This is a genomic window from Roseateles sp. P5_E1 (assembly GCF_054049335.1).
This window is the reverse complement of the sequence record NZ_JBFUMN010000009.1, coordinates 88,636-107,943: the sequence shown is the minus strand read 5'-3', so window position 1 is coordinate 107,943 and position 19,308 is coordinate 88,636. Positions and strand designations below refer to the sequence as shown.

Here is a 19,308-nt window from a genome sequence, read left to right as displayed (position 1 = left end):
CACCACCATGATGAAGCTCAGCAAGCACCAACGCACCGCCCTGGCCTGGGGCGGTGTCGCCCTGGGCGTCTTTCTTCTGCTGTGGCTGCTGTCACCCGTGCTGGCGCCTTTCATCGCGGCCCTGGTGCTGGCGTACGCGTTGGCGCCCGCCGTGCAGGCCCTGGTGAACCGGCGCGTGCCGCGGTCGCTGGCGGTGCTGATGGTCGAGCTGCTGTTTGCGATGGCCCTGCTGGCCTTGGTGCTGCTGGTGCTGCCCATCCTCAGCAAAGAGCTGCCGGCGCTGCGCGAGCAGATTCCTGCATTGGCCAAGCTGGCCAATGACAAGCTTTCCCCCTGGCTGGCGGAGCACGGCATCTACATGCAGCTCGACCCGGCCAGCATCAAGGCCTTCGTGCTGAAGTACCTGGATGCCAATTTCGAAGAGTGGCTGGCGACGGCGCTGAGCTCGGCCCGCATCGGCGGCAGCTTCCTGCTCGCCTTCATCGGCAATGCGGTGCTGCTGCCCGTCGTGCTTTTCTATCTGCTGGACGACTGGCCCGGCCTGGTCGAGCGCATGCGCGCTCTCGTGCCGCCAGCGGCGCGCGATTCGGTTGGCAGCTTCCTCGACGAATGCCATGAGACGCTGGGCCAGTACCTGCGCGGTCAATTGCTAGTCATGGGGGCTCTGGCCATCTTCTACAGCGTCGGCCTGGCGCTGGCGCGCTTCGATCTGGCCTTGCCCATCGGCGTCTTCACCGGCCTGGCGGTTTTCATTCCCTATCTGGGCTTTGGCCTGGGCCTGGTGCTGGCGCTGCTGGCAGGCTTGCTGCAATTCGCAAATCTTTATGGCGTTCTCGCCGTCGCCATCGTCTTTGGCATCGGCCAACTGCTGGAAAGCTTCGTGCTGACGCCGCGCTTCGTCGGCGAGCGCATCGGCATGAGCCCGCTGATGGTCATCTTCGCGCTGCTGGCCTTCGGTCATCTGCTCGGCTTTGTCGGCGTGCTGATTGCGCTGCCGCTGTCGGCTGTGGCGGCAGTCGCGGTCAAGCGCCTGCATCGCGCCTATCTCGAGAGTTCGCTGTTCCGTTAGCCGTTCAATGAGGCAGATCCCGCTTGCGCTGCTGGCGCCGCCCGCGCACAGCTTCGACAACTTCCTGCCCGGCGCCAATGCCGAGGCTCTGGCCTACCTGCTGGGCCTGCAGCCGGGCGATCCACCCGCGCTGCTCTGGGGCCCGACCGGCTCGGGCAAGAGCCATCTGCTGCAGGCCTTGGCCGAGCGCTGGCAGGCGGCCGGCCAGCGCGTCGCGTGGTACGACGCCGAGACGGCCTTGCCCTGGGAGCTGCCAGCCCACGAGAGCCTGTTGCTGCTGGACGATTGCCAGCGCTTTGACGCCGGCCAGCAGCATGCCGCATTTGCCCTTTTTGTAGCGACGGCGGGGCAGGGCTATACCGTCGTTGCAACGGCCGATGCGCCAGCCGTCGACCTGGCCGTGCGCGAAGACCTGCGTACGCGCCTGGGCTGGGGCCCGAGCTTTGCGCTTGAACCGCTGCGCGAGGCCGAAATGCGTGCCGTGCTGCGCCGCGAGGCGGATCGCCGCGGCCTGCTGCTCGGCGACGAGGTGCTGTCCTATCTGCTGACCCGCTTCGAGCGCAATCTCAAGGGGCTGATGGCCTTGCTCGAGCGGCTGGATGAATTCGCGATGTCAGCCAAGCGCGCGCTGACGCTGCCGCTGCTGAAGGCCATGCTGGCCGACGAGGCCGTTGAAGAAAAAATCGACTCTGACCCTAATTTATGAATCTCACGCTGTTTGACCTGGATGGGACGCTGATCCCCATGGATTCCGACCATGCCTTCGGTGGTTTCATGGTGGAGGTGGGCTGGGTGGACGGCGTGGTCTGGGGTGCGAAGAACGACGAGTTCTTTGCCCAGTACAACGCGGGAACGTTGGACCTGCCGGCGTATATCGACTTCGCGACGTCCGCCTGGCGCTCCCGCCCGCTGGCCGAGGCGCTGGCCATGCGGGAGCGCTTCATGGCCGAGGTCATGCGCCCGGCGCTGCGGCCCGAGGCCGTCGCTCTGGTAGAGAAGCACCGTGCAGCGGGCGACCTCATCGCCCTGGTCACGGCGACCAATGAATTCGTCACCGCGCCGATTGCCGCGGCCTTTGGCATCGAGCACCTGATCGCCGTCGAGCTGGAACGCGACGCCGAGCAGCGCTACACCGGAGCCATTCGCGGCATCCCGAGCTTCCGCGAGGGCAAGATCGCGCGCGTCGAGGGCTGGTTGCAGGGCCTGGGGGCACAATGGCGCGATTTCGAGCGCGTGAACTTCTTCAGCGACTCGACCAACGATCTGCCCCTGCTTGAACGCGTCAGCGACCCCGTGGCGACCAATCCCAGCCCGACCCTCGCCGCGATCGCCGCCGAACGGGGCTGGCCCCAGTTGCACCTCTTCGCATGATCAAAAAGTTCATCGACAAACTGCTTGGCAAACCCGCCGCAGCCCCCAAGAAGACCAGCCCGCTGGGCAAACGGGTGGAGGTGACGGCCGAAGTCCACGGCATCAACCCCGACCTGCTCGACGAGCGCGCGGTCAAGGTCGTCAAGACGCTGACCGACGCGGGTTTCGAGGCCTATATCGTCGGCGGCGCCGTGCGCGACCTGCTGCTGAACATGCGGCCCAAGGACTTCGACGTCGCGACCAATGCGACGCCCGAACAGGTCAAGGGGCTGTTTCGCCGCGCTTTCATCATCGGCCGGCGCTTTCGCATCGTTCACGTTGTCTACGGCCGCGGTCGTGAGCACGAAGTGATCGAGGTCTCGACCTTCCGCGCGCTGCCGACGGAATCGGAAGCCATCGCCGGCAACGAGAAGACGGGCAAAGCCGAGCTGGATGGCAAGCATCACGCTGTGGATGCCAGCGGCCGCGTGCTGCGCGACAACGTCTGGGGCCCGCAGATCGAGGATGCTGCCCGTCGCGACTACACGGTCAACGCGATGTATTACGACCCGCAGCGCCAACTGGTGGTGGACTACCACGGTGGCCTCGCCGACGCCAAGGCCAAGCTGCTGCGCATGATCGGCGATCCCGAAACCCGCTACCGCGAGGACCCGGTCCGCATCATCCGCGCCGTGCGCTTCGCCGCCAAGCTGGGCTTCACGCTCGAGCCCAAGACACTGGCACCGGTGAAAGCCTCGTCGGCGCTGCTGGCCAATGTGCCGGCCTCGCGCCTCTTCGACGAGATGATCAAGCTGTTGCAGACCGGCCATTCCCTGGCCAGCATCGCGCAGTTGAAGAAGCTGGGTCTGGGCCGCGGCGTGTTCGCAGTGCTGGACGCCATGCTGACCGAAACCGGTGACCTGCACGAGGGCATTCGCGGCAACTTCGTGCGGCAGGCCTTCGAGGACACCGACCGGCGCGTGCAGGAAGGCCGCGGCGTCAGCCCCAGCTTCATGCTCGCCTGCATGCTCTGGCATGAAGTGCTGGACCGCTGGACCAAGATCCGCAACGGCGGCGAGCCGCCAGTGCCGGCACTGGCCCAGGCGATCGACGCCGTCTTCGATGCCCGCATCGGCGACATCTCCGGCCGCGGCAAGCTGGCGGCCGACATGCGCGAAATCTGGATGATGCAGACCCGCTTCGAGCGCCGTACCGGCTCGGGTGTGTTCAGCCTCATCGAGCAGCCGCGCTACCGTGCCGGCTTTGACTTCCTGCGCCTGCGCGCCGACGTCGGCGAGATCGACCCGGCCCTGGCCGACTGGTGGGAGGACTTTGCGCTGGGCAGCGATGACGACCGTCAGGCCCTGCTGGCCGACGCCCGTGCGACCCAGCAGAAGCAGCCTCGCGTCGTGCGTGCACCGCGTCCCGAGGCGCCGGCCGGTGAAGAAACCGAGCCGGCGGCCGATGACGCGCCGGCCAAGAAACGCCGCCGTCGCCGCCGCAAGCCGGGTGGCGGGGAGGGCGCCGCAGCGCCCGCAACTGCCGCCGAGTGAGCTCGCGCGCCTACGTCGGACTGGGCGCCAACCTGGGCGCCGACCCTTCTGCCACGTTGACGCAGGCAGCGTTGCGCCTTGCGGCGCTGCCGGGCAGCCATGTCGCGGCGCTGTCCAGCGTCTGGCGCAGCGCGCCGGTGGATGCTGGCGGTCCGGACTTCCTGAACGCCGTCGTGGCACTGGACACGACGCTTCTACCCATTGAACTATTGGACGCGCTGCAGGCCATCGAACTGGCGCACGGCCGGGAGCGGCCCTACCGCAATGCGCCGCGCACGCTGGATCTCGACTTGTTGCTCTATGGCGAGCTGACCCTCGACACGCCACGGCTGACGCTGCCCCACCCGCGCCTTGGCGAACGCGCCTTCGTGTTGCGCCCGCTGCTGGAGATAGCGCCGGAGCTGGTGCATTTGGCGGCGGGGAAGGGCTGGCAGACCCAGCGCATCGAGCGGCTCGGCCCACTGTCCCTCTGACTCGGAGAAACAACGATGTTCTCGACCCTCGCCGGCTGGCAGACCGTCGGCTTGCTGCTGCTGTCCAACGTCTTCATGACTTTCGCCTGGTATGGCCATCTCAAGGGCCTGGCGACCAAGCCTTGGTGGATAGCCGCCCTCATCAGCTGGGGTATCGCGCTGTTTGAGTACTTGCTTCAGGTGCCGGCCAACCGCATCGGCCATGGCGCCGGCTTCAGCCTGGCCCAGCTGAAGATCACGCAAGAAGTCATCACGCTTGCCGTCTTCGTGCCCTTCAGCCTGTACTACATGGGTGAACCGCTGAAGCTGGATTTCCTCTGGGCGGGTTTGTGTCTGATGGGCGCTGTCTACTTCATCTTCAGGTCGGCTTGATGACGGTTCGGTGACGGCGCCCGGTAAACTCCGACCCTTCGAGAGATCAAGGACGCCCATGCTGTTTGGCAAGCTGCTGCCCCGTGAGGGCAATTTTTTTGAGCTGTTCAATGAGCACGGTGGCTTCATCCTGGAAGGTGCGCGCGCCTTCCAGAAAATGATTGAAAACTATGCCGACCCAGCGCTGCGCGCGCAGTACGCCGACGAGGTCGACAAGGCCGAGCATGCCGCCGACCGCGTCACCGCGGAGGTGAACCGGCTGTTGCACCGCACGTTCATCACGCCCATTGATCGCGAGCAGATCCACGGCCTGATCAACGCGATGGACGACATCGTCGACCTGCTGCAGGATTCGTCCGAGACGCTGTCGCTCTACGATGTGCGCGCCGTGCCCGAGCAGGTTCTGCAGTTGTGCACGCTGTCGGTGCGCTGTTGCGAGCGCGTGCAGCATGCCGTGACGCTGCTGCCGCACCTCAGCAAACCTGCCACGACCGAAGCAGCCCTCAAGACCTGCGAGGAGATCGACCGCCTGGAGTCCGACGCCGACCGCGTCATGCGCTCGGCGATGTCTCGTCTGTTTCGCGAGCAGGAGGACGTGCGCGAGCTGATCAAGCTCAAGGCGATCTACGAGCAGCTCGAATCCATCTCCGACCGCTGCGAAGACGTCGCCAATCTGATCGAGGGCATCGTCCTCGAGAACTCCTGACCGCCGAGATGAATCGACCCCCACACTCACTTCGTTCGTTGCCCCCCGAGGGGGCGTGTCAGCGCCTTCGGACGGCCGCGCGCCGCTGACATGGCATCCGCTGAGATCGCCTTCTGGGTGGTGGCCCTGCTGGTCGTGCTGGCCCTGCTGTTCGACTTCATGAACGGCTTCCACGACGCGGCCAACTCCATCGCCACCGTCGTCTCCACCGGCGTGCTGAAGCCGCAGCAGGCCGTGCTGTTCGCCGCCTTCTTCAACGTCGTCGCGATCGCCATCTTCCAGCTCAAGGTGGCGGCCACCGTGGGCAAGGGCATCGTCGAGCCGGGCGTGGTGGATCACCATGTCGTCTTTGGTGCGCTGATCGGCGCCATCGCCTGGAACTTCATCACCTGGTGGTGGGGCATCCCGTCCAGTTCCTCGCATGCGCTGATCGGTGGCATTGCCGGCGCCGTCGTCGCCAAGGCGGGGCCGTCGGCCCTTGTCGCTGGTGGCATCTGGAAGACCGTTGCCTTCATCATCGTGTCGCCTTTGCTGGGCTATCTACTGGGTTCACTGATGATGGTCATCGTGGCCTGGGTTTGCCGGCACAAGTCACCGATACGCATCGACCGCTGGTTCCGGCGGCTGCAGCTCGTGTCGGCTGGCCTGTACAGCCTGGGCCACGGTGGCAACGACGCGCAGAAGACCATCGGCCTGATCTGGATGCTGCTGATCGCCGCCGGCATGGTCAGCGTCGGCGACAAGGCACCGCCCAGCTGGGTCATCGTCGCCTGCTACATCGCCATCGGCATGGGCACGATGTTTGGCGGCTGGCGCATCGTGCAGACGATGGGGCAGCGCATCACCAAGCTCAAACCGGTGGGCGGCTTCTGTGCCGAGACGGGCGGGGCCATCACGCTGTTCCTGGCGACGGCTCTGGGCATCCCGGTGTCGACGACGCACACCATCACCGGCGCCATCGTCGGCGTGGGCTCGGTGCAGCGTCCGTCGGCCGTGCGCTGGGGCGTGGCCGGCAGCATCGTCTGGGCCTGGATCTTCACGATCCCGGCCGCGGCGCTGATGGCCGGCATCTGCTACTGGGTCAGTTTCATTCTCTACTGACCGGCCTGCGATTCGAAATAGCGCTGGGCGCTGAAGGCGATGGTCGCCATCAGCGCCGTGCCGCCGAACAGCAGGCAGAGCACGACGCCGATGACGGCGGCCCAGCCGCCAGTGCTGGCCGGCCGGCCAGCATTGAAGCGGGCGTTCCAGCGCTCATCCGGCATCAGCCCGTAGACGATGCCGCCGAGCAGGGCGGCGACGAGGCTGGCGCCCAGCAGCGGAATCAGCAACCACGCCAGGCGATCGTCCTGGCCGAGGGTGTCCATGCGCTGTACGCCGAGCAGACCGAGCAGCGTCGGCACGGGGAACAGCCAAGCCCAGCGGTCCTTGAGCCCATACAGATAGAAGCGGTGCAGGCCGAAGACACCGACCAGCAAGGCCAGCCAGGTCGCAACGGCCTTGTGTTTGGTGACGCCGCTCATTCGGCGGCGGCGCTGTCACCCAGGCCCAAGGTGTGCTGCATCAACACGACGTCCAGCCAGCGGCCGAACTTCCAGCCTGCGCTTTTCAGCACGCCGGTGTGCTCGAAGCCAAGCGCCGTGTGCACGCCGACGGAGCCGGCATTGGCCGCGTCGCCGATGACGGCCAGCATCTGGCGCGCGCCGGCCGCTTCGCAGCGGGCCATCAGTTCGGCCAGCAGCAGCCGGCCCACGCCCTGGCCCTGTGCGGCGGGTGACAGGTAGATCGAGTCTTCGACACAGAAACGATACGCCAGGCGGGGGCGGAAGTAGTTGGCATAGGCATAGCCCAGCACTTCGCCGCCGCGCTCGGCCACCAGCCAGGGCAGATTGCGGCTCAGCACCTCGGCGCGGCGGCGGCCCATCTCGTCGACTCCGGGCACCTCGGTTTCGAAGGTGCCGGTGCCTTCCAGCACGGCGTGGGCGTAAATGGCCTGGATGGCGGCCAAGTCGGCGTCAGTGCTGGGGCGGATCGTCAGGGGCAGGGTGATGGGGGCGGGCTGTGACATTTGTCGGTTTTGGGGACTGCGCAAGAGGAGCTTGATCGAGTTTATAATGCTGGGTTTTCGGCTCTGGTCGCAGATGGCTGCGGCGTATCTACAGAGCCTACCCCGGCAGGGGTTCCTGCCATTCGACTTGTCGCTACTTGAGTGTCTCCTCGTGCGGTGGTCACCCAATTTTTAGGAAACATCATGGTTGTGATTCGTCTGGCCCGCGGCGGCTCCAAGAAGCGCCCCTTCTACAACATCGTCGTCGCCAACAGCCGCCAGCGTCGTGACGGCCGTTTCATCGAGCGTGTTGGCTTCTACAACCCCGTCGCTTCCGGCTCCGCCGAGAAGCTTCGCGTCGAGCAGGACCGCGTGAGCTACTGGATCGGTGTCGGCGCCCAGCTGTCGCCCACGGTGGCCCGCCTGGTTGGCGATGCCAAGACGGCTGCTGTCGCCGCCTAAGCAGGCGTGGCAGGCAACAAGCCTCAGCAAGACGGCGCCTCGGCGCCGTCTTTTGCTTCCTGGCCCGAAGATCTGCTGCCGGTGGGCCGCATCCTTGATGCCTGGGGCATCAAAGGTGGCCTCAAGGTGCAGGCCTACTCGGCCGACGCGGACGCGTTGTTCAGCGCCAAGCGCTGGTATCTGAAGTCGACCGGCCCCAAGCCCGGCCAACTGGTGTTGGCCGTGAAATCGGTGCGCGAACAGGGCGAGGGCATCGTCGCCATCGCCGAAGGGGTGGACGACCGCAATGCCGCCGAAGCGCTGCGGGGCCACGAGATCTACATTCCCCGCAGCGACTTCCCGCGCACACCCGACGGCGAGTACTACTGGGTTGACCTGATCGGCCTGGACGTCATCAATCGCGAGTCTGAGGCTTTGGGCCGAGTGATCGGCCTCATCGACACCGGCCCGCATGCGGTGCTGCGCATCCTGCCGCCAGGAGTGGAAGAGCCCGCCAAGCCGGACCAGGAGCGCTTGATCCCCTTCGTCGGGCGTTTCATCGACGACGTCAGCCTGGAAGACCGGCGTATCCGCGTCGACTGGGGCCTGGACTTCTGACCGAAGCCATGCGCTTCGATGTCCTGACGATCTTCCCGGAGCTGTTCGCGCCGCATCTGACGCATGGCGTCACGCGGCGCGCCTTCGAGAGCCGTCAGGTCGACGTGCGGCTGTGGCTGCTGCGCGATTTCGCCGAGGACAACTACCGCCGCGTCGACGACCGTACCTATGGCGGCGGCCCAGGCATGGTCATGCTGGCCGAGCCGCTTGAAAAGGCGCTCACCGCTGTCAAGGCGGATCGTGGCGAGGCGGCGCCCGTCGTCATCCACTTCACCCCGACCGGCGCGCGAATCGATCAGGCCCGCGTGCAGGATCTCGCTGCGGGCCCGGGTGCCGTCCTGCTTTGCGGCCGCTACGAGGGCATCGACCAGCGCGTGCTGGACCGTCATGTGACCTTGGAACTCAGCCTGGGCGACTTCGTGCTTTCGGGCGGCGAGCTCCCGGCGCTCGCTCTCCTGGACGCCGTCGCACGGCTGCAGGAGGGGGTCCTTGGCGACGCCAAATCCCACGAGCAGGACAGCTTCTCTGATGGCCTGCTGGACTGCCCGCACTACAGCCGCCCCGAAGTCCTGGCCGATGGTCGCGGCGTGCCGCCCGTGCTGCTGTCGGGCCACCATGCCGACATCCGGCGCTGGCGCCGCGAGCAATCCCTGGCGCTGACAGCCGCGCGCCGGCCCGACCTGATAGCCGCCGCCCGCGCCGCCGGCCGCCTCAGCAAGGCCGATGAATCCTTCCTGGCCAAGCTCTAGGCTAAACCCGCAGTCCAGGCTACAATATTTGGCTGTCCGATCCTCTGGCGGGTCGAGTGGCTGGGTTCCTTCACTGGGAGCCAGCTGCAAACATCCCGATAAATAGCGTCTCGCCAAGATCTCCAGGAGTACAGATGAACCTGATCCAAACCCTTGAGCAAGAAGAAATTGCTCGCCTGAACAAGACCATCCCGCCCTTCGCCCCTGGCGACACGGTGATCGTCAGCGTCAACGTCGTTGAAGGCACCCGCAAGCGCGTGCAGGCCTACGAAGGCGTCGTGATTGCCAAGCGCAATCGCGGCCTGAACAGCAGCTTCATCGTCCGCAAGATCTCCAGCGGCGAAGGCGTCGAGCGGACCTTCCAGCTCTACAGCCCGCTGATCGCCACGATCGAAGTCAAGCGCCGCGGTGACGTCCGTCGCGCCAAGCTGTACTACCTGCGCCAGCGTTCGGGCAAGTCGGCTCGAATCAAAGAGAAGCTGGCTTAATCAGCCGGTTCCTACCGCCAAAGCCGCCAGGGCGTACGCTCTCGGCGGCTTTTGTTTTTCTGTCGCATGACCCGCCCCGCCATCACCCAGCCCCAACTCGTGCCGGTCACGAGCATCGATGATCATCTCCCGGCAGTGCCAGACTTGGCGCTGACGGCTTCGGCCATACGGGCGCGCCTGGCGGAGGTGGCGGCCTGGACGCCTGAGTTCGTCGGCGACGGGGGTCTCTTCGCCAATCGCGAGCCGTCTGGTGCCGCCGTGCTCATCCCGCTGGTGCAGCGAGAGGCAGGCTTGAACCTGCTGCTGACCCGGCGTACCGACCATCTGCGCGATCACGCCGGCCAGATCAGCTTCCCCGGCGGCCGTGTCGAGCCCGAGGACGAAGGTCCCGTCGCGACCGCGCTGCGCGAGACCGAGGAGGAGATCGGCCTGTCGCGCCAGCACATCGAGATCATTGGCCAGTTGCCGGTCTATTCGACAGTGACGGCCTTCCAGGTGACGCCGGTGGTGGCCCTCGTGGAGCCGGGCTTCACGCTGACGCTGGACGACTTCGAGGTTGCCGAAGCCTTCGAGGTGCCACTGGCCTTCCTGATGGATCCGGCCCACCACCGCCACCACCGTTTCGAGTTCGCGGGCGCCGAGCGGCGCTTTCTGTCCATGCCCTGGCAAGGGCCCGAACGCGAGTACTTCATCTGGGGCGCGACCGCCGCGATGTTGCGCAACTTCTACCGTCTTCTCAGCGGCGCCTGAGCGCGCCACTATCATCCCGGCCCATGAATTTCTTCGCGGTGCTGCTGGCCCTGTTGTGTGAGCAACTCAAGCCCCTGAGGCATGGCAACCGCGTGCACCAGTCGGTCATCGGCTGGGTGCGCTGGACGGGCCGCAACTTCGACGCTGGCGACGAGCATCATGCTGCCGTCGTCTGGGCCATCACGGTTCTGGTGCCGGGCCTGGCCGTTGCGCTGATCTACTGGGCGCTGCGCCATTTCAGCGTGCTGCTCGCCCTAGGGCTGGACGTCCTCATCCTGTATCTGACGCTGGGCTTCCGGCAGTTCAGCCACTACTACACCGACATCCGTGATGCCCTCGAGCGCGGCGACGACGCCACCGCGCGCCAGTTGCTGGCCGAATGGCGCCACCTGGATGCCAGCGAGTTGCCGCGCACCGAGCTAATCCGACATGTCATCGAGCATTCGCTGCTCGCCGCGCATCGCCATGTCTTCGGCGTGTTCTTCTGGTTCATCGTCTGCTCGACCATCGGCCTGGGGCCGGCAGGCGCGGTGGTCTACCGCATGGCCGAATTCGCTGGCCGCTACTGGGCCTTCAAGAGCCGCACGCTGGACGCACCGACCAACACCCGCCTGTTGGCCTTGTCGCGTCAGGCTTTCACCTGGATTGACCACCTGCCCGCACGGCTGACAGCCACCGGCTTTGCCATCGTCGGCAACTTCGAAGAGGCCGTGAATGGCTGGCGCCGCGACGCCAGCCTCTGGCTGCATTCCAACGAGGGCATCATCCTCGCATCCGCTGCTGGCGCTGTGGGCCTGCAGCTTGGCGGCGCGGCGGCGCCTGGCGTCACGCCGGATCGCAGCAAGACCTTCGATGCCGGTACCGAACCCGAGTTCACCGGCGCCGCCGGCTCCACGGCCGGCGCACCGCCGCAGCTCGGTCATCTGCAAAGCGTCGTCGGCCTCGTCTGGCGTTCCGTCGTGCTGTGGATGCTGCTGCTCGCGCTGCTGACCCTGGCCAACCTCGTCGGCTAGTCATGGTGCCCCTCGTCCAGTCTCGCCGCGCTGAACGCGGGCGAGCCCGGCCGGTCCCCCAAGGGGACGGCGATGCTTGCCGGTTTGACCGGCAAGCACATCGCCTGAGCGGGCCGGCTCGGGAGCGGCCCAGCGCTCGGCCCGTCGATATCAAGCAAAGCAATTGAAATGAACTTCCCTGACCTGCCGGCGCTGGCCGAGCCCGGACTTGCTGCGCGCGTGCAGCACGCCATCGACCACAAGACCAAGCCTCTGGGCGCCCTCGGCCGCATCGAGGCCCTGGCCCTGCAGCTCGCGCTGATCCAGGGTGTGGAGCGGCCCGCGCTGCGCGAGCCGCAGCTTGTCGTCTACGCGGCCGACCATGGCCTGTCCCGGCGCGGCGTATCGGCCTACCCGCGTGAGGTCACCCCGCAAATGGTGGCCAACATGCTGGCCGGCGGTGCGGCCGTGTCCGTGCTGGCGCGTCAACAAGGTCTGGCGCTGACGATCGCCGACTGTGGCGTCGATGCGCCGCTGGCCGACGGGGCCGTCGACCTGCGCATTGCTGCGGGCACGGCCGACGCGAGCGTCGGGCCGGCGATGACGGCCGAACAGGCCGAGCGTGCGCTGCGCAATGGCATGGCCCTCGTCGAGCGCTTGCCCGGCAATGCGCTGCTGCTGGGTGAGATGGGGATCGGCAACACTTCGTCGGCCAGCCTCTTGATGCAGCGCCTGACGGGTTTGCCGCTGGCCGAATGTGTGGGGCGCGGCACCGGTCTGGATGACGCAGGCCTGGGCCGCAAGCTTGGCGTGCTTGCAGAGGCGCTCGCGGCCAACACTGACGCCGAGACCCCGTTGCAGCTCGCCGCGGCTCTCGGCGGTTTCGAAATCCTCACCATGGCCGGCAGCGTCATGGCCGCCGCCGCGCAGCGCCGAGTCATCGTCGTCGATGGCTTCATCACGACGGCTGCCGTCGCGCTGGCCGAGGCGCTGCGCCCCGGCTTGTTGGCGGCCTGCGTGTTCGCCCATCGCTCGGCCGAGGGGCCCCATGCGCGCTGGCTGCAACAACTGGGTGTGCGCCCGCTGCTGGACCTGGACCTGCGCCTGGGCGAGGGCAGTGGTGCGGCGCTGGCCTGGCCACTGCTGACGGCCGCCTGTGCGCTGCTGGCCGACATGGCCAGCTTCGACAGCGCCGGCGTCAGCAACCGCGAGTAGCCCTGTGCGGCTTTTCCTTGTTGCATTGCAGTTCCTGACGCGGCTGCCGGTGCGGCTGGAGGGCTTCGAGCCGGCCTGGCTGAACGATTGCGTGCGGCACTTCCCGCTGGTGGGCGCGCTGGTCGGCGGCGTCGGCGCAGTGGTGCTGGCGGGGGCCGGTCATTTGTGGCCGGCCTGGGTGGCCGCGGTGCTGGCACTGGCGGCCACCGTCGCGTTGACCGGCGGGTTTCACGAGGATGGCCTGGCCGACACCTTCGATGCCTTGGGCGGCGTGGTCAGCCGCGACAAGGCGCTGGCGATCATGAAGGACTCGCGCATCGGCAGCTATGGCGCTTTGGCGCTGGGCCTGAGCTTGTTGCTACGCGCCGCGCTGTTGGCCGTATTGGCGACGCGGCCGCTGCTGGGTGCCGTGGCCGCCTTGCTGGCCAGCCACGCCTTTGCTCGCGCGGCGGCCGTGGGCGTGATGGTCAGCCTGCCCTACGGCGGCGATGCGGAGCATGCCAAGGCCAAGCCACTGGCAATGGCCGCAGCGCCCCGCAATTTCGCCATCGCGCTGGGCTGGTGCGGCTTGCTGTTGCTGGCGCTCGCCGCCGGAGGCGTTGATCTGCCGCGCTTGCTGGCCGCCGCAGGCGCAGCAGCGGTTGCCGCAGTACTGATGCACCAATGGCTGAAGCGCCGCCTCGGCGGCTACACCGGCGATGGGCTGGGCGCGACCGAGCAACTGGCCGAGATCGCCGTGCTGCTGGCCTTCACGGCCTCGTTCTGAAGCCTGTGTTCACGATCTGGCGCCACCCCAAGCCCATCGGTGCTGCGGGTCGCTGCATCGGTGGCCGCACCGACCTTCCCGTCGACCCGCGCAAAGCCAAGCGCCTGGCCCATCGCATTCGCACGCATGCACGCCTGCAGGGGCTGCCGCGCGAGGTCGTCACGTCGCCGCTTGCGCGCGCCGCGTCGGTGGGGCGTTGRCTGAAGCGATGGGGCTTCCTGTGGTGCGTCGACCCAGCCTTGGCGGAGATGGACTTCGGCCGCTGGGACGGCCAGCCCTGGAGCGCCATCTCCGCGGCGGAATTCGAGCGCTGGACGCGCGACTTCAGCGGCTTCGAGTTCGACGGTGGCGAGTCGCTCAATGCGCTGCTGGCGCGGGCGGCAGCATGGCAGCCGCCCTGCGCCTTGGGGGTGGGGCATGGCGGCTGGATCACCGCTCGGCACTGGCAGGGCGCGCCTCCAATGCCATCGAGCTGGCCCAGGCCGCCCCCCTATGGCCGGCCTACTTCAGCACCGTCTGCTGCATGAACAGCACGGTGGCGTAGAACTGGAAGTCCTGGTTGTCCTTCTTCTGGAAACCGTGACCTTCGTTTTCCGCGCGCAGATACCAGACCGGCGTGCCACCCTGGCGCACTGTCGCGACGATCTGCTCGGCCTCGGTGTAGGGCACGCGCGGGTCGTTCTTGCCCTGGATGACGAAGAGGGGTTTCTTGATCTTGGCGGCGTTGGTCAACGGCGAGATCTTTTCCAGATGGGCTTTCATCGCCGGGGCGCGCTCATCGCCGTATTCAACCCGGCGCAGGTCGCGGCGGTAGCTCTCGGTGTTGTTCAGGAAGGTCACGAAGTGCGAGATGCCGACGACATCGATGGAGCCGGCGATGCGGTCGGCGTAGTTCGTCGACACGGCCAGCGTCATGTAACCGCCGTAGCTGCCGCCGGTGACGAGCACGCGCGAGGCGTCGAGGTCGGGTTGGGTGGCAATCCAGTCGAGCAGAGCGCCGACGTCCTTGACCGAGTCCTCGCGCTTGAAGCCGTTGTCCATCGCCAGGAAGCTCTTGCCGTAGCCGCTGGAGCCGCGCACATTGGGCTGGATCAGGGCCATGCCCAGCTCCTGCACGTAGTAAGCGTTGCGGCCCAGGAAGCCGAAGCTGGCCTGCGACTCGGGGCCGCCGTGGATGGAGATCAGCACCGGGCGCTTGCCGGAGAACTTCTTCGGTGGGGCGGTGAGCAGGCCCGAGATCGTCGTGCCGTCAAAGCTCTTCCAGCGCACGATCTTCTGCTCGCTGAAAGCGGCAGTGTCGACACCAGGCGCGGCTGTGGCGCGCGTCCATTGCTGGACCTTGCCGTCCGTGCCCAGCGAATAGATCTGGCTCGGGCCCTGGGCATTGCTGATTGAGAAAGCGAGCTCACCGCGACCGTGGTGGTAGGAAGCGGCGCCGACATTGCCCTCGGGCAGTTTCGGCAGGGCGGCGGCCGGTACTTCCTTGGCAGTCGCCGCATCGAAGAAATGCAGCTCGTCGCGGCCATCCACATTGAACTGGGCCGCCAGCCTGGCACCGTCCTCGGTCAGCGTGACACCGCTGACGTCCCAAGGGATGTGGCTGCTGACACGGTCAATGCGGCCGCTGGCGAGATCCAGCTTCATCAGCTCGCGGAACTCGCCGGCGCGGTCGCTGGCAATCCACAGCGAGCGGCCATCGGGCGCCCAGCCGGCGGGCGAGTAGGTGGCCTTGGCCTCCTGGCTGCCAACGGCCGGTGCGACCTGCTTGGCAACGCCGCTGGCGAGGTCCAGCATCCAGATCTGCGATTCATTGGCCGACAGATAGCGCGTCAAGGACACCAGACGCTCGTCGGGCGAGGGGCTGCCCGCGAACCAGCCGCCGCCGTCCAGCTCGGCCAGCTTGCGCCGCGCCTCGGGCTTTTCGGGGTCCATCAACCACAGCGTGGTGGTGATCTTGGTGCGCGTGCCGCCCTGGGCGGTGCGGTCGATGGGCACCGATGAGTAGACGAGCTGGCCGCTCCTGCGCAGCCAGGTGTTGATTGAGTGGCGCTCGTCGGGGTTGGTCAGCAGCACCGGCTGGGCACCGGCCTGGTTCAGCGGCAGGCGATAGAGCTGCGCGACTTCGTTGCMACCGGTGGCGCGCTCGAAGACGATGTACTGACCGTTGCGCGGTTCGTAGGTCGCGCGCACGACCGGGTCGATGCCGTCGGTGAGCTGCTCGCCATCGGTCAGCGGTGTCGTCATGCGAAAGATCTGCGCCGTGTTGGCACCGGCCTTGCGGTGGCTGACCAGCATCTCGCGCTGGGTCGGGTGCCAGTCGGCGAAGGCATGGCCGCGGAAGTCGTTGTAGCGGCCGATGGCGTCAGCCAGGCTCTGGGGCACGGGCGGGATGCCCTGGATGACCAGGTTCGCATTGGGCGCAACCACGGCCGTGGAGACCGGTGCCGGCGCAGGAGAAGAGGCGCAGGCGGCCAGCAATGCTGTGCCGAGTGCGCAAAGAGAAAGACGCAAACGAATCATGTGGGGCCTCAAAAGGAAATGGGCGCTCGAAGCGCCCATTCTCGACTGGCCCGGACTCGGGTCTAACCCGCTATGCCTTGGGTCATGCGGTCTGCTGGATGCCGGCAATCAGCCAGCCGTCACCGGCCTTGACCAGATGCCAGACCTCGTCGAAGTCCTCCGCGGCCTGTTCGCTCTTCTCGCGCACCAGGCCCGAGAAGCGCACGGAGACAATCTGTTCTCCGGTCTCCGTCGCGACATCGACGACGTTGGCTTCGAGCTGCAGCACCTCGGTGCGCTGAGCCTGTGCGCCGCGCTCCAGCAGATCGTGCTGGATGTTGGCGTACATCTGTGGCGTCGTGAAGCGGCGCAGGTCGGCCTGGTCGCCGGCGTCGTTGGCGGCCTGCAGGCGGATGAAGACCTGCTTGGCGAGCTTCTCGAAGCCCGCGGCGTCGAAGTCCGCGGGGGCTGCGGCAGCGCCGGAAACCGTGGCCGCTGCCGAATTCCACGCCGGCTCGGCTGCCCGGAAGTTGGCGCCGTTGGCGCCGGCGAGCTGCGGCTTCGGCGCGGCGAAGCGGCGCACCAGAAAGCGAATCACGAAGACCGCCACCAGGCCGAGCAGCACCATCGTCATGATGCTGGCCAGTTCGCCGCCAAAACCGAAGTGGCTGGCCAACGCGGCCAGGCCCAGGCCTGCGGCCAGGCCGGCAATGGGGCCAAGCCAGGAGCGTTTGGGCGCCGCAGCGGGAGCGGCCGCGGGTGTTGCAGCAGCCTGTTTGCCGGGAGCGGCTTGCTGGGGCGCAGGCTGCTGGGCCGGCGGCGTTTGTGGCGCGGTCTGGGTAGGCACGCTGCGCTTCAGGCCACCACTGGAGAGGCGTTTGGCCTCGGCGTCATGGGCGGGCAGCGTGACGGCCAGCAGGGTGGCGAGGGTCACAGCAAAGATGCGGTTCAAGCGAGTTCTCCAGAAGCTTGGAAACGAACCGGCAGATGCAGGTTCGGATCAGGATTTTCAAGCGTCTCTGATATCGGAAACCACGGTTTTCCCGAAGTCTGGCCGCATGAGAAAGCGAACAATCGCCGCGGCCGTGGCGTCCGCTGTCTGCAACTGGCCGCCATCCTTCAGGCCCTGGAAGCGGGTTTGCTCGGGGAACCGGGTGGGGTCGGCGCCGCGCAATTGCACCTGCATGTCGGTGTCGATGACGCCTGGCGCCAGTGAGACGACGCCGACGCCAGGCTCTTCCAGGGCCAGGGCGCGGCTGAGATGGTCCAGCCCGGCCTTGATGGCGCAATAGGCTGCGCTGCCGGCCATGGCGCGACGGCCCAGGCCCGATGAGATGCTCAGGATGCGTCGCGTCGGCACGCCCACCGTTTCGGCCAGGAAGACACGGCTCAGCAGCGTTGGCGCTTCCAGGCCGACGCGTAGCGCGGCCGACAGGCTGGTGAGGTCGGAGGACGCCAGCGGGCCGGGCTCGCTGAGCAGGGCGGCGTTGTTGACCAGCGTTGCACTTTCCCAGCGCTTGTTGGCGCGCAACCAGGCCTGCAGGTGTTCCGCAGCAGCAATCGGGTCCGCCAGATCAAGCGCCCATTGCTCCGCTTGCAGCGCCGGGTTGGTCTTGCGAGCGATGCCGATCACCGTGTTATCGGCTTGCGTGAGCTGTTGAACCAGTGCCGCGCCCAGGCCGCGTGAACTGCCGGTGACGATGTAGAGATGCATGCTCAGAACTCCGGTGGGCAGATGAAGTGATGGTCGCCGATTCGCAGTTCGCTGGCATGCAGCAGCAGGCGTGGGCTGGCGGCAGCGATGTCGGGCGCGGCATAGAGCGTGTCGCCCAGCATGGCATGCCCGATGGCGGCGAGATGCACGCGCAATTGATGGGTGCGACCGGTCAGGGGCTCGAGGGCCACGCGCGTGTGATCGCCTTCATGGCCGAGCACGCGCCAACGCGTCTGCGAGGGCTTGCCGTGTTCGAAGTTGACCTGCTGGCGCGGCCGGTTGGGCCAGTCGGCGCCGACCGGCAGGTCGATGAGGCCTTCGCCCTCGAGATGGCCGGCGACGACGGCGACGTAGAGCTTGTCGATGCGGCGCCCGGCGAAGTCGGCGCTGAGATCGCGTTGGGCGTCGAGGCCGCGGGCGAACAGCAGCAGGCCCGAAGTGGCCTGGTCGAGGCGATGCACGACCAACGCGTCGGGGTAGAGCATTTGCACGCGTGCGCTGGCGCAATCGGGCTCGCGGCGGCCCGGCACGCTGAGCAGGCCAGCGGGCTTGTCGATGACGACCAGGCGGTCGTCGGCGTGCAGCACCCGCATCAACGTGACGAGACGAGGATGCCTGCTGCGATCAGCGCGAAGGCGACTCCGTGATACCAGGCCGGCGCGACGCCCAGCAGCGCCGCCGAGATGACGGCGGCGAACACCGGCGTCAGGTTGACGAAGAAACCGGCCAACGCCGGCCCGGCCTCGGCCACGCCCAGGCCCCAGCAGCGGTAGGCAATCAGCGACGGACCGATGGCGACATAGGCGAGCACGGCGACCAGCGTCGGGCTCCAGTGGATGGCGGCCGGTGCAACGACCTGCTCGGCACCGGCAGCCACGCCCGAGAAGACAACACCGAACATCAGCTGGGCCATCAGCATCTCGGCCCAGTTCCAGTCCGGCCGCTCACCTCGGCGCAGCCCGCGCGCCGGCCGAGCCAGCATCCAGGAGTAGATGGCCCAGGTGAAGAGGGCCAGCAGCATCAACAGGTCGCCAGGCACGAATTGCACGGCCAGCAGGGCAGCGGGGTCGCCGCGTGCGATGACGACGGCCACGCCGAGCAGCGACAGGGCTGCGCCGGCCAACTGGCGGCGAGCCGGCTTCACGCCGTAGAAGACGGCGCCCACGCCGAGCATCCAGACCGGCATGCTGGCGGTGATCAGCGTGACGTTCAGTGGCGACGAGGTGTGCAGCGCCAGGTATTGCAGCGAGTTGTAGCAACCCATGCCAAGAAAGCCCAGCCAGGCCAGACCGCGCCAACGCTTCAAGGCCTCCCGCGGGTCGGCCAGCAGGTGGCGGGCCAGCGGAGCCAGCAGTACGAAGGCGAGCAGCCAGCGCAACGCGTTCAGCGCCATCGGCGGGATGTCGTTGCGCACCATGCGGCCGATGACGGCGTTGCCGGCCCACAGCAGTGGCGGCAGCGTCAACAGCAGAGCAAGGCGTGGGGTCAGTTTCATCGGTGGCGCCG

At 67.2% G+C, this 19,308-nt stretch carries 24 protein-coding genes; 17 read left to right on the top strand and 7 right to left on the bottom strand.

What is annotated here, in order from left to right; all coding sequences use genetic code 11:
* The first annotated feature begins 10 nt into the window (after nt 1-10).
* The 8 genes from ACXJKJ_RS11300 to ACXJKJ_RS11265 all read left to right on the top strand — a co-directional run bounded on the left by ACXJKJ_RS11300 (nt 11) and on the right by ACXJKJ_RS11265 (nt 6,624).
* On the top strand, nt 11-1,069 hold the full coding sequence (locus tag ACXJKJ_RS11300) for an AI-2E family transporter (RefSeq protein WP_457390153.1): 1,059 nt from the start codon (nt 11-13) through the stop codon (nt 1,067-1,069).
* 7 nt (nt 1,070-1,076) lie between these two features.
* The gene (hda, locus tag ACXJKJ_RS11295; protein WP_457324811.1) at nt 1,077-1,775 is read left to right on the top strand and encodes a DnaA regulatory inactivator Hda; all 699 of its coding nucleotides are present in this window, start codon (nt 1,077-1,079) and stop codon (nt 1,773-1,775) included.
* Complete coding sequence (locus ACXJKJ_RS11290) at nt 1,772-2,440, top strand: histidinol-phosphatase (protein ID WP_457390152.1); 669 nt, start codon at nt 1,772-1,774, stop codon at nt 2,438-2,440. The genes hda and ACXJKJ_RS11290 overlap by 4 nt, the downstream gene beginning before the upstream one ends.
* Nucleotides 2,437-3,972 (top strand): polynucleotide adenylyltransferase PcnB, encoded by a 1,536-nt coding sequence (gene pcnB, locus ACXJKJ_RS11285; RefSeq protein WP_457390151.1) that lies wholly within the window; start codon nt 2,437-2,439, stop codon nt 3,970-3,972. Before ACXJKJ_RS11290 ends, pcnB begins: the two co-directional genes overlap by 4 nt.
* A complete protein-coding gene (folK, locus tag ACXJKJ_RS11280) occupies nt 3,969-4,445 on the top strand; it encodes a 2-amino-4-hydroxy-6-hydroxymethyldihydropteridine diphosphokinase (RefSeq protein WP_457390150.1) in 477 nt (158 codons plus the stop codon). The genes pcnB and folK overlap by 4 nt, the downstream gene beginning before the upstream one ends.
* A 15-nt stretch (nt 4,446-4,460) precedes the next feature.
* The gene (locus tag ACXJKJ_RS11275; protein WP_056201903.1) at nt 4,461-4,817 is read left to right on the top strand and encodes a DMT family protein; all 357 of its coding nucleotides are present in this window, start codon (nt 4,461-4,463) and stop codon (nt 4,815-4,817) included.
* Between the two features lie 58 nt (nt 4,818-4,875).
* Nucleotides 4,876-5,523: a DUF47 domain-containing protein gene (locus ACXJKJ_RS11270; RefSeq protein WP_056201905.1), complete on the top strand. Its 648-nt coding sequence runs from the start codon at nt 4,876-4,878 to the stop codon at nt 5,521-5,523.
* A 90-nt stretch (nt 5,524-5,613) separates the two neighbouring features.
* A complete protein-coding gene (locus ACXJKJ_RS11265; RefSeq protein WP_056201908.1) occupies nt 5,614-6,624 on the top strand; it encodes an inorganic phosphate transporter in 1,011 nt (336 codons plus the stop codon).
* On the opposite strand, the gene ACXJKJ_RS11260 is transcribed toward ACXJKJ_RS11265, so the two are convergent.
* Together ACXJKJ_RS11260 and ACXJKJ_RS11255 are read right to left on the bottom strand one after the other, a co-directional pair.
* Nucleotides 6,618-7,046, bottom strand: coding sequence for a TM2 domain-containing protein (locus ACXJKJ_RS11260; protein WP_056201911.1), 429 nt, complete (start codon nt 7,044-7,046; stop codon nt 6,618-6,620). The genes ACXJKJ_RS11265 and ACXJKJ_RS11260 overlap by 7 nt on opposite strands.
* Complete coding sequence (locus tag ACXJKJ_RS11255; protein ID WP_457352881.1) at nt 7,043-7,591, bottom strand: N-acetyltransferase family protein; 549 nt, start codon at nt 7,589-7,591, stop codon at nt 7,043-7,045. The genes ACXJKJ_RS11260 and ACXJKJ_RS11255 overlap by 4 nt, the downstream gene beginning before the upstream one ends.
* A gap of 183 nt (nt 7,592-7,774) precedes the next feature.
* Here ACXJKJ_RS11255 and rpsP point away from each other — a divergent pair, with 183 nt between their 5' ends.
* From rpsP to ACXJKJ_RS11210, 9 genes are all read left to right on the top strand, one after another.
* A complete protein-coding gene (gene rpsP, locus ACXJKJ_RS11250) occupies nt 7,775-8,032 on the top strand; it encodes a 30S ribosomal protein S16 (protein WP_056201913.1) in 258 nt (85 codons plus the stop codon).
* A gap of 81 nt (nt 8,033-8,113) precedes the next feature.
* Nucleotides 8,114-8,629, top strand: a complete 516-nt coding sequence (rimM, locus tag ACXJKJ_RS11245) for a ribosome maturation factor RimM (RefSeq protein ID WP_457390149.1) — start codon at nt 8,114-8,116, stop codon at nt 8,627-8,629.
* A gap of 8 nt (nt 8,630-8,637) precedes the next feature.
* A complete protein-coding gene (trmD, locus tag ACXJKJ_RS11240; RefSeq protein WP_457390148.1) occupies nt 8,638-9,378 on the top strand; it encodes a tRNA (guanosine(37)-N1)-methyltransferase TrmD in 741 nt (246 codons plus the stop codon).
* Nucleotides 9,379-9,512: 134 nt separating this feature from the next.
* Nucleotides 9,513-9,866, top strand: coding sequence for a 50S ribosomal protein L19 (rplS, locus tag ACXJKJ_RS11235; RefSeq protein ID WP_056201923.1), 354 nt, complete (start codon nt 9,513-9,515; stop codon nt 9,864-9,866).
* Nucleotides 9,867-9,932: 66 nt separating this feature from the next.
* Complete coding sequence (locus tag ACXJKJ_RS11230) at nt 9,933-10,616, top strand: CoA pyrophosphatase (RefSeq protein ID WP_457390147.1); 684 nt, start codon at nt 9,933-9,935, stop codon at nt 10,614-10,616.
* A 23-nt stretch (nt 10,617-10,639) separates the two neighbouring features.
* On the top strand, nt 10,640-11,629 hold the full coding sequence (locus tag ACXJKJ_RS11225) for a CobD/CbiB family protein (protein ID WP_056201928.1): 990 nt from the start codon (nt 10,640-10,642) through the stop codon (nt 11,627-11,629).
* Between the two features lie 168 nt (nt 11,630-11,797).
* The gene (gene cobT / locus ACXJKJ_RS11220; RefSeq protein ID WP_457390146.1) at nt 11,798-12,823 is read left to right on the top strand and encodes a nicotinate-nucleotide--dimethylbenzimidazole phosphoribosyltransferase; all 1,026 of its coding nucleotides are present in this window, start codon (nt 11,798-11,800) and stop codon (nt 12,821-12,823) included.
* A gap of 4 nt (nt 12,824-12,827) precedes the next feature.
* Entirely contained in the window at nt 12,828-13,589 is a 762-nt protein-coding gene (gene cobS, locus ACXJKJ_RS11215; RefSeq protein ID WP_457390145.1) for an adenosylcobinamide-GDP ribazoletransferase, read from the top strand.
* Between the two features lie 5 nt (nt 13,590-13,594).
* Nucleotides 13,595-14,116 carry a histidine phosphatase family protein gene (locus ACXJKJ_RS11210; RefSeq protein WP_457390144.1) on the top strand — a complete coding sequence of 174 codons (522 nt, stop codon included), beginning with the start codon at nt 13,595-13,597 and terminating at the stop codon, nt 14,114-14,116.
* Here ACXJKJ_RS11210 and ACXJKJ_RS11205 read toward each other — a convergent pair.
* From ACXJKJ_RS11205 to ACXJKJ_RS11185, 5 genes are all read right to left on the bottom strand, one after another.
* Nucleotides 14,091-16,109, bottom strand: a complete 2,019-nt coding sequence (locus ACXJKJ_RS11205; protein WP_457390143.1) for a prolyl oligopeptidase family serine peptidase — start codon at nt 16,107-16,109, stop codon at nt 14,091-14,093. The two genes, ACXJKJ_RS11210 and ACXJKJ_RS11205, sit on opposite strands and share 26 nt — an antisense overlap.
* An 82-nt stretch (nt 16,110-16,191) precedes the next feature.
* Nucleotides 16,192-17,040 carry a Tim44 domain-containing protein gene (locus ACXJKJ_RS11200; RefSeq protein ID WP_457390142.1) on the bottom strand — a complete coding sequence of 283 codons (849 nt, stop codon included), beginning with the start codon at nt 17,038-17,040 and terminating at the stop codon, nt 16,192-16,194.
* Nucleotides 17,041-17,097: 57 nt separating this feature from the next.
* Nucleotides 17,098-17,802: an SDR family NAD(P)-dependent oxidoreductase gene (locus ACXJKJ_RS11195; protein ID WP_457390141.1), complete on the bottom strand. Its 705-nt coding sequence runs from the start codon at nt 17,800-17,802 to the stop codon at nt 17,098-17,100.
* 2 nt (nt 17,803-17,804) lie between these two features.
* Nucleotides 17,805-18,395 carry a pseudouridine synthase gene (locus ACXJKJ_RS11190; RefSeq protein WP_457390140.1) on the bottom strand — a complete coding sequence of 197 codons (591 nt, stop codon included), beginning with the start codon at nt 18,393-18,395 and terminating at the stop codon, nt 17,805-17,807.
* Nucleotides 18,395-19,297, bottom strand: a complete 903-nt coding sequence (locus ACXJKJ_RS11185) for a DMT family transporter (RefSeq protein WP_457390139.1) — start codon at nt 19,295-19,297, stop codon at nt 18,395-18,397. The genes ACXJKJ_RS11190 and ACXJKJ_RS11185 overlap by 1 nt, the downstream gene beginning before the upstream one ends.
* Nucleotides 19,298-19,308: the final 11 nt, after the last annotated feature.

What these genes read in the sequence shown, in the direction of transcription:
- ACXJKJ_RS11300 (WP_457390153.1), top strand. Translation starts at nt 11, where the DNA reads ATGAAGCTCAGCAAGCACCAACGCACCGCCCTGGCCTGGGGCGGTGTC.
- hda (WP_457324811.1), top strand. Translation starts at nt 1,077, where the DNA reads ATGAGGCAGATCCCGCTTGCGCTGCTGGCGCCGCCCGCGCACAGCTTC.
- ACXJKJ_RS11290 (WP_457390152.1), top strand. Translation starts at nt 1,772, where the DNA reads ATGAATCTCACGCTGTTTGACCTGGATGGGACGCTGATCCCCATGGAT.
- pcnB (WP_457390151.1), top strand. Translation starts at nt 2,437, where the DNA reads ATGATCAAAAAGTTCATCGACAAACTGCTTGGCAAACCCGCCGCAGCC.
- ACXJKJ_RS11275 (WP_056201903.1), top strand. Translation starts at nt 4,461, where the DNA reads ATGTTCTCGACCCTCGCCGGCTGGCAGACCGTCGGCTTGCTGCTGCTG.
- ACXJKJ_RS11270 (WP_056201905.1), top strand. Translation starts at nt 4,876, where the DNA reads ATGCTGTTTGGCAAGCTGCTGCCCCGTGAGGGCAATTTTTTTGAGCTG.
- ACXJKJ_RS11265 (WP_056201908.1), top strand. Translation starts at nt 5,614, where the DNA reads ATGGCATCCGCTGAGATCGCCTTCTGGGTGGTGGCCCTGCTGGTCGTG.
- ACXJKJ_RS11260 (WP_056201911.1), bottom strand. Translation starts at nt 7,046, where the DNA reads ATGAGCGGCGTCACCAAACACAAGGCCGTTGCGACCTGGCTGGCCTTG.
- ACXJKJ_RS11255 (WP_457352881.1), bottom strand. Translation starts at nt 7,591, where the DNA reads ATGTCACAGCCCGCCCCCATCACCCTGCCCCTGACGATCCGCCCCAGC.
- rpsP (WP_056201913.1), top strand. Translation starts at nt 7,775, where the DNA reads ATGGTTGTGATTCGTCTGGCCCGCGGCGGCTCCAAGAAGCGCCCCTTC.
- trmD (WP_457390148.1), top strand. Translation starts at nt 8,638, where the DNA reads ATGCGCTTCGATGTCCTGACGATCTTCCCGGAGCTGTTCGCGCCGCAT.
- rplS (WP_056201923.1), top strand. Translation starts at nt 9,513, where the DNA reads ATGAACCTGATCCAAACCCTTGAGCAAGAAGAAATTGCTCGCCTGAAC.
- ACXJKJ_RS11230 (WP_457390147.1), top strand. Translation starts at nt 9,933, where the DNA reads ATGACCCGCCCCGCCATCACCCAGCCCCAACTCGTGCCGGTCACGAGC.
- ACXJKJ_RS11225 (WP_056201928.1), top strand. Translation starts at nt 10,640, where the DNA reads ATGAATTTCTTCGCGGTGCTGCTGGCCCTGTTGTGTGAGCAACTCAAG.
- cobT (WP_457390146.1), top strand. Translation starts at nt 11,798, where the DNA reads ATGAACTTCCCTGACCTGCCGGCGCTGGCCGAGCCCGGACTTGCTGCG.
- ACXJKJ_RS11195 (WP_457390141.1), bottom strand. Translation starts at nt 17,802, where the DNA reads ATGCATCTCTACATCGTCACCGGCAGTTCACGCGGCCTGGGCGCGGCA.
- ACXJKJ_RS11190 (WP_457390140.1), bottom strand. Translation starts at nt 18,395, where the DNA reads ATGCGGGTGCTGCACGCCGACGACCGCCTGGTCGTCATCGACAAGCCC.
- ACXJKJ_RS11185 (WP_457390139.1), bottom strand. Translation starts at nt 19,297, where the DNA reads ATGAAACTGACCCCACGCCTTGCTCTGCTGTTGACGCTGCCGCCACTG.